The sequence below is a fragment of the Halomonas sp. G15 genome (assembly GCF_021282295.1).
Taxonomy (GTDB): Bacteria; Pseudomonadota; Gammaproteobacteria; order Pseudomonadales; family Halomonadaceae; genus Halomonas; species Halomonas alimentaria.
In genome coordinates this window covers 36433-48853 of sequence record NZ_JAJSPA010000013.1, presented here as the reverse complement: position 1 = coordinate 48853, position 12421 = coordinate 36433, and the positions used below count along the sequence as shown (strand labels likewise).

Genomic DNA, 12421 nt, shown 5'->3' with positions numbered 1-12421 from the left:
GTCAGCGCTGCCGGGCGTCGAGTAACCTATCGGGTCTATCCATAACGGACTCCCGTCCACGCACCCACCGCGTGTCCGACGCCGGGGTCCCGTCAGCTCTTCAGGAAGGCACCCATGGCGCGAGTCACAGTCGAAGATTGTCTGGAAAATGTCGAAAACCGCTTCAAGTTGGTGATGATCTCCACTCACCGCGCCCGCCAGCTGGCTCGCGGCTCCCGCGACGCCATGCTGCCGTGGGAGAACGACAAGCCCACCGTCATGGCCCTGCGCGAGATCGCCGCCGGCCTGGTCGACGCCAGCGTGCTCGACGAGCCCGTCGAGGCCCTGGTGCGTCCGCCGCAGCCCCAGTACGGCAGCTTCACCGAGGAGTGATCCATGACGGCGCCCGGGCGCCGTCTTCCCCTTCCGGACACTCACGCAGGAGTCAGGGCGCGCCGCATGTTCACCATCGATGACCTGGCCGACCGTCTCGGCGGCTACCTACCCCAGGGCGAGATCCAGCAGGTCAAGCGCGCCTTCTATTACGCCGAGCAGGCCCACGACGGCCAGCGCCGGCGCTCCGGCGAAGCCTACGTCACCCATCCCCTGGCCGTCGCCAACATCCTCGCCAACATGCATATGGACCATCAGAGTCTGATGGCGGCCATGCTGCATGACGTCATCGAGGATACCGGCGTCGGCAAGGAAGCCCTGGCCCGTCAGTTCGGCGCCCCGGTGGCAGAGCTGGTTGATGGCGTCTCCAAGCTGACCCAGATCGCCTTCGAGGACAAGGCGGTGGCCCAGGCGGAGAACTTCCAGAAGATGGTGATGGCGATGTCCCGGGACATCCGGGTAATCATCGTCAAGCTCGCCGATCGCCTGCACAACATGCGCACCCTGGGCGCCCTGCGTCCCGAGAAGAAGCGCCGCATCGCCCGCGAGACCCTGGAGATCTACGCCCGCATTGCCAGCCGGCTGGGCATCAACACCATCCGCGTGGAGCTGGAGGACCTCTCCTTCCACGCCCTCCACCCGATGCGGGCCGAGCGCATCAAGCGCGCCGTCTCCAGCGCCCGGGGCCACCGTCGCTCGACGATCCGCCAGATCCAGAACAACCTGCAGCGCAGCCTGGACGACGAGGGGCTGCCCAGCACCGTGGTGGGGCGCCAGAAGCACCTGCTGTCGATCTACCGGAAGATGCGCGACCAGCGCAAGTCGTTCAACGAGATCATGGACGTCTTCGGCTTTCGCATCCTCACCGAGGATGTCGACAGCTGCTATCGCATCCTCGGCATGGTGCACAACCTCTACAAGCCGGTGCCCGGACGCTTCAAGGACTATATCGCCATCCCCAAGGCCAACGGCTACCAGAGCCTGCACACCACCCTGTTCGGTCCCGGCGGCATGCCCATCGAGGTGCAGATCCGTACCCGTGAAATGGAGGCCATGGCCAACAACGGCATCGCCGCCCACTGGCTCTACAAGGCGGGGCAGACCGACCACCCCATCGCCGAGGGTAGCCGCGCCCGGGCGCGCTCCTGGATCAAGGGGCTACTGGAGATGCAGCGCCACGCCGGGGACTCGCTGGAGTTCATCGAGCACGTCAAGAACGACCTGTTCCCCGACGATATCTACGTGTTCACCCCCAAGGGCGACATCATGGAACTGCCCCAGGGCGCCACGGTGATCGACTTCGCCTACAGCGTACACACCGATATCGGCAACAGCACCATCGCCTGCCGCATCGACCGCCACCTGGCTCCCCTCTCGACCCGCCTGGAGAGCGGCCAGACCCTGGAGATCATCACCGCCCCCGGGGCGCGCCCCAACCTCTCCTGGCTCAACTTCGTGGCCACCGCCAAGGCGCGATCGGCGATCCGCCATGCCTTGAAGCACCAGCAGCACACCGAGGCGGTCCAGCTCGGCCGACGACTGCTCAACAAGGCCCTCGGGGGGTTCGAGACCAGCCTGGAGGAGCTGCCCGACGGGCTGCTTCCCGGCCTGCTCGACGAGTTGGGCCTGAAGAACGAGGATGCCCTGCTCGAGTCCATCGGCCTCGGCTCGCGAGTCGCCCACGTGATCGCCCGGCGTCTGATGGACCTGCAACACGGCGAGGCGACGGTTCGCTCCAACCTCCCGGGCAGCCGCCAGCATGGCCCCATCGTGATCAGCGGCGCCGAAGGCATGGTCATCAAGTTCGCCCGCTGCTGTCACCCCCTGCCAGGCGACCCGGTGGTGGGCCACCTCTCGGTGGGCAAGGGGATCGTGGTGCACCGAGCCGAGTGCCGTAACCTAGGCGAACTGAAGGACGACCCCGAGAAGCTGTTCCCGCTGGAATGGGCGGAGAACATCGACGAGGACTTCCCGGTGGCGCTGCGCCTCGAGGTGGAGAGCCGCCGTGGCCTGGTGGCCGAACTCGCCGGGGTGGTCACCGATGCCGATGCCAATATCGAACGTATCGGCATCGAGGAGCGCGACGCCCACCTGGCCACGGTCAACCTGACCCTGGCGGTACGCGACCGCGTCCACCTGGCGCGCATCATCAAGCGGCTGCGCAACCTCTCCCACGTCGAGCGCATCAGCCGCCTGGGCAACTGACACTTCCCCCACCGGTCCGGTCGCCCCCGCCGGGGGGCACCGGGCCGTTTCCTTGCTGAACAGAACCACAACGGAGCGACACCATGAGCAACAAGGCCGTGATCAACACCGAGAAGGCACCCGCCGCCATCGGCCCCTACTCCCAGGCCATCAAGGCCGGCAACACCGTCTACCTCTCCGGTCAGATCCCCCTGGACCCGGCCACCATGGAGCTGGTCTCCGACGACTTCGAGGCCCAGGCCCGCCAGGTCTTCACCAACCTGCGTAGCGTCTGCGAGGAGGCCGCCGGCTCCCTGCAGGACATCGTCAAGCTGAACCTCTACCTGGTCGACCTGGGCCAGTTCGCCGTGGTCAACGCCATGATGGAGGAGTTCTTCGAGAAGCCCTATCCGGCACGCGCCGCCATCGGCGTAAAGGCGCTGCCCAAGGGCGCACAGTTCGAGGCCGAAGGGGTAATGGTCATCGGCGACTGACCGAGCCGTGCGACTATTTCTGGCTCTGGAGCCCCCGCCCGCGCTGCGCGCGCGGTTGGGGGCGCTGGCCGACCTCGCCCAGGCGCAGTGCGGCGGGCGGCGAGTGCCGGACGAGAGCCTGCACCTGACCCTGGCCTTCCTAGGTGAGGTGGAGACCGCACGGGCCGAGGCACTGATCGAGTGGCTGCAGGGCGAGTCGCACGAAGGCGGTGAATGGCGTCTGGATCGCTGGGGAACCTTCCGCCGGCCGGGCATCGTCTGGGTCGGCGGAAGCACGCCCGACCCGGCACTCGGCGCACTGCAGGCGCGACTGTGGGACGGACTGGAGGCCCTCGGCCATGCGGGGCGGCCGACGCGCTTCGTGCCCCACGTCACCCTGCTGCGCCGTGCCCGTCAGCTGTCGGTCGAGGCGCTAGCACCGGTCGAGCTCACCTGGCGCTGGCGGCGCCTGACGCTGCTGCGCTCTTTCACCCTGCAGGACGGGCCCCGCTACGAGGTGCTGGCGCGCTCGGCCTGAGCGGCCGGAACTGAGTGGCCGGCCCTGTGCGGGTCAGGCCTTCTCCGGCAGGAAGCCGCCCTCCCGCAGCACCTGCGCATACCCCTCGCGAAAGCTGGGATAGCGGAACTGGTAGCCGCTCTCCAGCAGCCGGGCGTTGCTGCAGCGCTTGCTGGCGCGGCGGCGCAGCGGCGACTGGATGGTCTCCGTGGCCTCGACCTTCAACTGCCTGGCCAGCCAGGCCATGACGTCGTGGAGGGGCGCGGGCTCGCAGTCGGTGGCCAGATAGAGCTCCTCTAAGCTCTCGCCCTCCAGCATCCGGCCGATCAGGTGGGCGAGCACCCCGGCGCAGTCGTCGCGATGGATGCGGTTGGTGTACATGGCGGGGCTCGGCGGGGCGATGCGCCCCTCACCCACCTGACGGATCAGGCGGTCGCGGCCGGGGCCATAGATCCCCGAGAAGCGCACCACGCTGCCGGGCAGGGCGTGGTCGAGCAGCGCCCGTTCGGCCTCGCACATCAGCTGGCCCGAGAAGCCGGTGGGCTCGGTGGGGCTCGCCTCGTCCACCGTCTCGCCGTCGCGCTGGGCATAAACGCTGGTGGAGGAGACGAAGAAGACATGCCGCGGCGCCTTCTTGCGCGCGCCGAACTCGGCCAGGGCGGCCGCCAGCCCCTCGGGGTAAGCGGCACGATAGGCGGCCTCCTCGAAGCGATCCGCGCTGGCCACATAGACCAGGATATCGGCGTCAGGCAGCGCGGCCAGGCTGTCCGGGTCGGTGAAGTCGGCGGAGACCGCCTCCAGGCCCGTATCCCTGAGCGACTCGGCCCTGCGGCGGACCCCGATCACGCGCTGGCCTTGCGCCTGGAGGCGTTGACCAAGTGCCGTGCCGATATCACCGCAGCCCAGAATCAGTGTGGTTGTCTTCACCTTTGCCTCGCCCCCTGATAAAAAGTCCCTATTGGAAATCCACGAGGATGCCGTCCAGGCAACCCAGATGACTCTAACAGAACTCCGCTACATCGTGACACTGGCACAGGAACGCCACTTTGGTCGTGCCGCCGAACGCTGCTTCGTCTCCCAGCCGACCCTCTCGGTGGCGGTGAAGAAGCTCGAGGAGGAGCTCGGCGTGCCGCTCTTCGAGCGTTCCAAGTCCACGGTCCAGGTCACGCCGCTGGGCGAGAAGATCGTCGAGCAGGCCCAGCGGGTACTGGAGCAGACCAGCGTGATCAAGGAGCTGGCCACGGCGGGGCGCGACCAGCTGGCGAGCCCCCTGCGCATCGGCGCCATCTACACCATCGGCCCCTACCTCTTCCCCCACCTGGTGCCGGAGCTGGCGCGCAGTGCCCCGCAGATGCCGCTCTATATCGAGGAGGGCTTCACCGGCAACCTGCGCCGCAAGCTGCGCAGCGGCGAGCTGGACGCCATCATCGTCGCCCTGCCCTTCACCGAGACCGACGTGCTTACCAAGGCCCTCTACGAGGAGGAGTTCGAGGTGCTGGTACCGGCGGACCACGCCTGGGCCGGCCGCGACTGCGTGTACAAGGAGGAGCTGCTCCAGGAGCGCCTGCTGCTGCTCGGCGAGGGCCACTGCTTCCGAGACCAGATCCTCGAGGCCTGTCCGGCGATCAGCCAGAAGCTCAACAGCCCCCACAACACCCTGACCGCCGAAGGCGGCTCGCTGGAGACCATCCGCCATATGGTGGCCTCCAAGCTCGGTATCACCGTGCTGCCGCACTCGGCCATCGGCACCGTCCACTACGAGAGTGGCCTGCTCGCCAGCGTACCCTTCGCGGCCCCCGCCCCGACGCGCACCGTGGCCATCGCCTGGCGCGCCAGCTTCCCGCGGCCCAAGGCGATCGACGCCATCACCGACGCCGTCGCTCGCTGCCGCCAGGCCGACCCCGCCTCGGCATGAGCGCCGACCAGACGGCTCTCGACGCGCCGGTCACCTCGCTCAAGGGCGTCGGCGAGGCGCTGGCCCAGAAACTCTCCCGGCTGCGCATCGACAGCGTGGCCGACCTGCTCTTCCACCTGCCGCTGCGCTACCAGGATCGCACCCGCATCACCCCCATCGGCACCCTGCGCGCCGGCCACGAGGCGGTGGTGGAGGGCGAGGTGGTGGCCGCCGAGGTGGTGCGCGGCCGCCGCCGCAGCCTGCTGGTGCGCCTGCGCGACGGCAGCGGCCTGCTCAGCCTGCGCTTCTTCCACTTCTCGCCGGCCCAGCAGCAGCAGTTCCAGCCCGGCGGCTGGGTACGCGGCTTCGGCGAGGCCCGCGCCGGCGCCACCGGGCTCGAGATCTACCACCCCGAGTATCGCCTGCTCAAGGCCGATGCCCCGCCGGTGGAAGACCACCTCACCCCGATCTACCCCGCCACCGAGGGGCTGCACCAGACCCGCCTGCGGGCACTGATCGAGCAGGCCCTGGCGCGCCTAGACGCTGCGCCCGAGGCGCTGCCCGACTGGATCACCGAGGACCTGCGCCAACGCTTCCGGCTGCCCGAGCTGCACCGCTGCCTGCACGTGCTCCACCAGCCGCCGCCGGAGATCGACCCCGAGCAGCTGGCGAGTGGCCGCCACCCGGCCACCCGCCGCCTGGCGCTGGAGGAGCTGCTCGCCCACCGCCTCAGCCTGCAGGCGGTACGCCTGCAGATCCAGCAGGATGGTGCCCCGGCCCTGCCCTCGGGGCGTGGCCTGCAGGCGCGCTTCCTGACCCAGCTGCCCTTCTCGCTGACCGCCGCCCAGCGCCGAGTGCTCGACGAGATCGCCGCCGACCTGGCTCGGGAAGTACCCATGCTGCGCCTGGTGCAGGGCGACGTGGGCTCCGGCAAGACGGTGGTGGCCGCCATGGCGGCACTCTCCGCCATCGCCGGCGACTGCCAGGCGGCCATGATGGCCCCCACCGAGATACTCGCCGAGCAGCACTACCGCGCCTTCCGGGCCTGGTTCGCCCCGCTGGGCATAGAGGTCGCCTGGCTGGCCGGCAAGCTCAAGGGCAAGGCGCGCCTGGACACCAAGGCGGCGATACAGGACGGCCGCGCGCGCATGGTGGTGGGCACCCACGCGCTCTTCCAGGGCGACGTGCACTTCCAGCGCCTGGGACTGGCGATCGTCGACGAGCAGCATCGCTTCGGGGTCCACCAGCGTTTGGCGCTGCGGGAGAAGGGCGAGGCCGGCGGCCTCACGCCCCACCAGCTGGTGATGACCGCCACCCCCATCCCGCGCACCCTGGCGATGAGCGCCTACGCCGACCTGGATGTCTCGGTGATCGACGAACTGCCCCCCGGCCGCACCCCGGTGAAGACCGTGGCGATGCCCGACGAGCGGCGTCCCGAGGTGGTCGAGCGCATCCGCCACGCCTGCACCGAGGGACGCCAGGCCTACTGGGTCTGCACCCTGATCGAGGAGTCCGAGGTGCTGGAGTGCCAGGCCGCCGAGGCGACCCGGGACGAACTCACCGAGGCACTGCCGGAACTCGCCATCGGCCTGGTCCACGGGCGCATGAAGGCCGCCGAGAAGGCGGAGGTGATGGATGCCTTCAAGGCCGGGGAGCTGGACCTGCTGGTGGCCACCACGGTGATCGAGGTGGGGGTCGACGTGCCCAACGCCAGCCTGATGATCATCGAGAACCCCGAGCGGCTGGGGCTCTCCCAGCTGCACCAGTTGCGCGGGCGGGTAGGGCGCGGCGCCACCAACAGCTTCTGCGTGCTGCTCTACCACCCGCCGCTCTCCGCCCACTCCAAGGAGCGCCTGGCGGTGATGCGCGAGACCACCGACGGCTTTCGCATCGCCGAGAAGGACCTGGAGCTGCGCGGCCCCGGAGAAGTTCTGGGCACCCGCCAGACGGGCCTTGCCCAGATGAAGATCGCCGACCTGGAACGCGACGCCGACCTGCTGGACCGCGTCGCCCCCCTGGCCGAGGCACTGATGGCCACCCACCCCGAGGCCAGCCAGCCACTGATTCGCCGCTGGCTGGGCGAAGAGGCCGGCCGCTACGGACAGGTGTGACGGCCGCAAGCCCGCAAGATCGCGATCCTGGTCAAGGCTGATCCTCGATCAGCCTTGCCGAGGCTTCCCGCAGCGGCACCAGCTGATGACCGATCAGCTCAAGCTGAGCCCCCAGCAGAGAGTCCGGCGCCGCCTCGGTCACCTCCAGGGAGGCATGCGGATCGATCGGTTCCCGCCGCTCCAGCGCCCGGGCCAAGCCGTCCAGTTCGGCGAGGACCGCCTCGGCCAGCGCACTCTCCGCCGGTGTCACCCCGCGACTCTCGCCGCGATGGGCGCCCAGCGCGGAAAGATAGTTGAGCAGGGTGTGGGCGTGGAGCTGGAAGGGCAGCCCGCGGTCGACGTCGCGGCGGAAGGGGCCCGGCTCCTGCTGCACATTGGCCAGCATCGCGGCGAGCTCCGCATCGGCGTTGTGGGCATTGCGGCGGGCCAGGCGATAGGCCAGGTCGTCGCGCTTGCCGCTGGCATACTGCTCGACCAGCGCCGCCAGATAGTCGCGCCCTGCCGCCAGGGTGGCGGCCGCCTGACGATGCAGCCGCCTGCCCTGCCAGTCGGGCAGGATCGTCAGCACGGCAAGCCCGGCGATGCCGGCGCCCAGCAGGGTGTCCAGGAGACGCGGCCAGATCAGCCCGAAACCATCCCCCACCTGGTTGAAGCAGCTCAGTACCATCAGGGTGATCGCCCCCGTGGCCAGGGTGTAGTGGCGCCCGCGCAGGGCGAAGAAGGCGACCCCGGCGACCACCGCGATCCCCGCCTGGAGCGCCGGCGACGGGAACAGGCTGATCAGCGCCCAGCCCACCACCAGCCCCAGCACCGTGCCCAGGATGCGCTGCCACAGGAAGCGCCGAGTGGCGCCGAAGCTGGGCCGGCAGACGAACAGGCTGGTCAGCAAGATCCAGTAGCCCTGGGTGGGATGGATCAGGTGCAGGACCGCATAGCCAGCGACCAGGGTGGCGGCCAGGCGCACGGCGTGACGGAAGACCGGCGAACGTGGGGTCAGCTGGGCCTGAAGGCGTTCGATCACGTCACCCAGGCCCCGGGGGGTGCGGTCATGGAGCGCATCATCGTCCCCCTCGCCGAGCTCCGGATGGCGCGCCCCGGCCAGGGCTCGCTCCAGGGTCCCCAGATTATCGGCCACGGCCCCCAGGGGGGGCAGCAGCGGCTGGCTCTCGTCGGATATCGTCCCCCGCAGGTGCACCAGGGAGGCCTCCAGGTCGACCAGCGCCTGCTCGCTGGGGGCCAGGTCGAAGGAGCGCTTGAGCAGCAGGCCCCGGGCCAGGGTCCGGCACGCCTCGCCCTGAGCCTGGAGCACCCGCTGGACGCGGAACAGCACGTCGTGATGGAAGAAGGCCTCGGCCAGCTCGGCATAGGGGGAGTGGGAGGAACTGGCCCGCTCGTGGATATCCTGGGCGATGAAGTAGAGACGCAGGTAGCGCGCCAACCGCGGCGAGGCGCGCTGCCCCTCCAGGCGACGAAAGAGGCGCTCCTTGGCGTCGTTGAGGGCCTCCACCACCCGGCCGTTCTGGCGCGCCAGCGCCAGGCGCCGACCCTCCACATCCAGCCCGCGCAACGGCTCGAAGAGCGCTGCCTTGAGTCCGAGGTAGCGGGCCAGCTCGCGGTAGACCCTCGCCATGGCCAGCTGCAGCGGCTGACGCGAGAAGAGCGAACACCACGCCACGGAGATCGCGCCATACCAGGCGGCACCCGCCACCAGCAGCGCCGGCTCACGCCACAGTTCGCCCAGCGCCGGGCTGCCGCGCTGCTCGAGGCTGATCAGGGTGTAGATGGTCAGGATCAGGGTGGCATTGGCGATGGTCGCGTAGCGCTGGCTGACCGCGCCGAGCATGGTCATGCCAAAGGCCGCCAGGCCCAGGGTCACCACCAGGGGCCAGGGGTGTGTAAAGAGCAGTTCCATCGCCAGGGAGGCCAGCGCAAAGCAGACCAGGGTGACCAGCAGGGCGGCAAGCCGGCCGGACCACTCATCATCGGTCTCGGCCAGGGCACTGGCGATGGCACCCAGGAACAGCGGAATCAGGCTGGCCATGTCGCCGCGCCACCAGCACAGCAGCGTGATACCGGCCAGGGCGATGAAGACCCGCAGGCTGTAAGCGGCGGGCTCGAGGGTCCAGAAGCGGCGCAGGACCAGGGAGGGGGACATGGCGGGCACAGATCTCCCGCGGTCAGAGGTGGCGCAGCAGCTTCTGCAGACGCTGGAGATCGGCGGCGTCGCCGACCAGGCGCACGCGCCCATCCATCATGCCGTCGAGGAAGACCTGCTGGGTCGGCTTGCGCAGCACCTCGAGCGCGGTGGCCGCGTCCTCGAAGCGCAGCTCCAGGTCGAGGTCCACGGGCAGGCCGCGGCCATGCTCGATGCCGCGGGGTGACATGCGATAGTGGCGCGCGATGGAGAGGTCCTCGGTGGCCACCCCCCAGTCGAGGCCGCGCATCTCGCCGAGCAGCTCGCGGAAGCGGGGCTTGCGACGCAGGGCGCGGGTGAGCAGCCAGCCCAGCACCCAGAGCATCAGTTTCAACTTCATGTCATCACCACCGGATCCCTGGAGGGTGGAAACGAAGACGCCTGGCGCCGGAACCTGGCCAGGCGTCCCGGGGTTACCTTCCCGGAGTTACTTGGCCACGGCGTCCTTGAGCCCCTTGCCCGGCTTGAAGGCTACCGTCTTGCTGGCCGGAATGGTCAGCGGCTGGCCGGTCTGGGGGTTCTTGCCGGTGCGCGCGGCGCGCTCGCGCACGGCAAAGGTGCCGAAGCCGATCAGCGAGACATCCTGTCCCTGGGAGACACTCCCGGTGATCTCGTCGAGGATGACATTGAGGACCTGGCTCGCCTTGTCCTTCGACAGGTCGGCACGCTCGGCAATCGCCGCCGCGAGTTCTGGCTTACGCATACAACCCTCCTGGTGTGGCACTGGATCCCGGCGCATCGCACGGGATGTTGTTGTCATGGCAGACGGCGCTCGCCGTTCACCCGGTGACGTCACCGGGCGACGGGCGAACGGCGTCGAAAGGTACGCTGCGGCGACCGCCACGGGTCGCCATCGCCGGTCTAGCCTAGCAACGCCGGCGCAGCCCGCGCCAGTTCGACTTTCCGACGCACGCAGGCGCCTGTCAACGCAAATCCGATCAAACGTCCGTCCTCGGCCTCGGCCAGGGCAGTGAGATCCCCCGCCTCCCCCTCGATCCGCCAGCGTGCCGGGGCACGCATGGGCGGCAGCGCCACCACCGGCAGCAGCGGCGTCTTGACCAGCACCGGCCAGGCGCCGTAGCGCACCGGGGTGGGTGTGCCGGTCAGGGTGCGGGCCAGGGCCCGAGCGGAGGCCTGGAGCGGCTGCACGTACATGGCGTTGACCCCCTCGACGCAGGCCACATCTCCCAGCGCATAGACATCCGGCGCCGAGGTAGCCAGGGTCCGATCGGTGTGGATTCCCGCGGCGCTGACCGCGAGGCCCGCCGCCTCGGCCAGCGCCGTGCGGGGCGACAGGCCGGTGGCCAACAGGATCAGGTCGGCCACCACGGCAGTGCCGTCCTCGAGACATACCAGCGCATCGCCGCCCTCGGCCTGGAGTCCCACGACCCCCGCGCCCAGGTGCAGGCCCATGCCGGCGTCCCGGAAGGCCTCGCCCAGCGCTCGCCCCAGCGGCTCGGGAAGCAGGCGCGGCAGCGGCGCGGCCTCCGGTGCCACCAGACTCACCCGATGGCCGCCGGCCAGCAGGTCGTTGGCGAACTCGCAGCCCACCAGGCCGGCACCGACGATGGCCACCCGGGCCGGCCGGCCCAGGTCGCTCACTGCGGCGTGGAAGGCGCGATAATCGTCCAGGTCGTTGACCGTCATCACCCGTCCGGCCAGGGCCTCGGGCACGTCGAAGGGGGCGACCGGTGCCGCCCCGGTGGCCAGCACCAACTCCCCGTAGTCCAGCCGCTCCTCGCCGATGCGCAGGGTATGGGCCCGGGTATCGATGGCCTCGACCCGGGTATGGGTGCGCACCACCGCGTTCAGAGACTCGGCGATCGCCAGGGCGCTGCGGGCGGCCAGCCGCTCGGGCGGCAGCCCCTTGGCGAAGCCGGTGGAGAGCAGCGGCTTGGAGTAGTCGTCGCCGCTGTCGGCGGTGATCAGGGTCACCGGTCGCTCGGTGTCAAGGGCGCGCAGCTGGCGCAACAGGCCGAGGCCCGCCATGCCGCTGCCGAGGATGGTCAAGGGGGCGCTCATGGGTCTCCTCGTCGAGGAAGGGGGATGGTGGCGCATGGTACACTACCCGGCCCCAAGGATGGACACGGAGCCCGTGGTGCCCGATTCCTCACGTCACGCCCTGCCCGGTCCGGTGCGCTGGCTGCCGCTGGCCGCGGCGCGGCCCTCCATGAGCCCCGCCTGGCGGCGCTGGGTCGGCTCCCGGGATTCTCTGACCCTGCGACTCACCGAGGCCGGTCGGCCGCGCCCCTTCCAGGTCCAGCTGCTCGACCAGCGTACCGGAACCCCGCGGCGCGACGAGGCCCAGGCCCTCGCCCTGCCACCGGGACGCCAGGCCTGGCTGCGCGAGGTCGCGCTGTGCCTGGGCGAATCACCCTGGGTGGTGGCGCGTTCGGTGGCCCCCCTTGAGGGGCTGCCCGCCCATGACCTGGAGCATCTCGGCGAACGCTCCCTGGGCAGCTGGCTGTTCCGCCAGCCGGACCTCGAGCGCGGAGAGATCGAGGTGACCCGCGCCCCTGCCGGCTTCCACCCGGACCGCGGGCCCTGGGGACGCCGCTCGGTGTTTCGCCACGGCGACTTCCGCGTGCTGGTGCAGGAATGGTTCCTCGACGCCATGGCGGATGACCTCGGCCTGCCTTCGCGCTAGGCTCTGGGATTCCCGATGCCCAGGGGCGC

General features: G+C 69.9%; 12 protein-coding genes. 7 read left to right on the top strand and 5 right to left on the bottom strand.

The annotated features are described in order from the left end of the window. Positions 1–114: 114 nt before the first annotated feature. The 4 genes from rpoZ to thpR all read left to right on the top strand — a co-directional run bounded on the left by rpoZ (position 115) and on the right by thpR (position 3567). The gene (gene rpoZ, locus LWH48_RS08270) at positions 115–372 is read left to right on the top strand and encodes a DNA-directed RNA polymerase subunit omega (RefSeq protein ID WP_232912199.1); all 258 of its coding nucleotides are present in this window, start codon (positions 115–117) and stop codon (positions 370–372) included. A gap of 66 nt (positions 373–438) precedes the next feature. Continuing rightward, a complete protein-coding gene (locus LWH48_RS08265) occupies positions 439–2577 on the top strand; it encodes a RelA/SpoT family protein (RefSeq protein ID WP_232912198.1) in 2139 nt (712 codons plus the stop codon). Between the two features lie 83 nt (positions 2578–2660). Then, positions 2661–3050, top strand: a complete 390-nt coding sequence (locus LWH48_RS08260) for a RidA family protein (protein ID WP_161431876.1) — start codon at positions 2661–2663, stop codon at positions 3048–3050. Positions 3051–3057: 7 nt separating this feature from the next. Next, positions 3058–3567 carry an RNA 2',3'-cyclic phosphodiesterase gene (gene thpR, locus LWH48_RS08255; RefSeq protein WP_232912197.1) on the top strand — a complete coding sequence of 170 codons (510 nt, stop codon included), beginning with the start codon at positions 3058–3060 and terminating at the stop codon, positions 3565–3567. A 33-nt stretch (positions 3568–3600) separates the two neighbouring features. Here thpR and LWH48_RS08250 read toward each other — a convergent pair whose 3' ends face one another. After that, entirely contained in the window at positions 3601–4473 is an 873-nt protein-coding gene (locus LWH48_RS08250) for an SDR family oxidoreductase (RefSeq protein ID WP_232912196.1), read from the bottom strand. Between the two features lie 67 nt (positions 4474–4540). Here LWH48_RS08250 and LWH48_RS08245 point away from each other — a divergent pair, with 67 nt between their 5' ends. Continuing rightward, positions 4541–5461 (top strand): hydrogen peroxide-inducible genes activator, encoded by a 921-nt coding sequence (locus tag LWH48_RS08245; RefSeq protein WP_232912195.1) that lies wholly within the window; start codon positions 4541–4543, stop codon positions 5459–5461. Next, positions 5458–7551 carry an ATP-dependent DNA helicase RecG gene (gene recG / locus LWH48_RS08240; RefSeq protein ID WP_232912194.1) on the top strand — a complete coding sequence of 698 codons (2094 nt, stop codon included), beginning with the start codon at positions 5458–5460 and terminating at the stop codon, positions 7549–7551. Before LWH48_RS08245 ends, recG begins: the two co-directional genes overlap by 4 nt. A gap of 31 nt (positions 7552–7582) precedes the next feature. Here the strand turns inward: recG and yccS are convergent, their stop codons facing one another. From yccS to LWH48_RS08220, 4 genes are all read right to left on the bottom strand, one after another. Continuing rightward, on the bottom strand, positions 7583–9706 hold the full coding sequence (gene yccS, locus LWH48_RS08235; RefSeq protein WP_232912193.1) for a YccS family putative transporter: 2124 nt from the start codon (positions 9704–9706) through the stop codon (positions 7583–7585). 22 nt (positions 9707–9728) lie between these two features. Beyond that, complete coding sequence (locus LWH48_RS08230; protein ID WP_161431882.1) at positions 9729–10085, bottom strand: hypothetical protein; 357 nt, start codon at positions 10083–10085, stop codon at positions 9729–9731. A gap of 87 nt (positions 10086–10172) precedes the next feature. Beyond that, positions 10173–10448 carry an HU family DNA-binding protein gene (locus LWH48_RS08225; RefSeq protein WP_161431883.1) on the bottom strand — a complete coding sequence of 92 codons (276 nt, stop codon included), beginning with the start codon at positions 10446–10448 and terminating at the stop codon, positions 10173–10175. A 158-nt stretch (positions 10449–10606) separates the two neighbouring features. Beyond that, entirely contained in the window at positions 10607–11767 is a 1161-nt protein-coding gene (locus LWH48_RS08220) for an FAD-dependent oxidoreductase (RefSeq protein WP_232912192.1), read from the bottom strand. Positions 11768–11915: 148 nt separating this feature from the next. Between LWH48_RS08220 and LWH48_RS08215 the strand changes: the two genes are divergently transcribed. After that, positions 11916–12392, top strand: a complete 477-nt coding sequence (locus tag LWH48_RS08215) for a chorismate--pyruvate lyase family protein (protein WP_161433067.1) — start codon at positions 11916–11918, stop codon at positions 12390–12392. Positions 12393–12421: the final 29 nt, after the last annotated feature.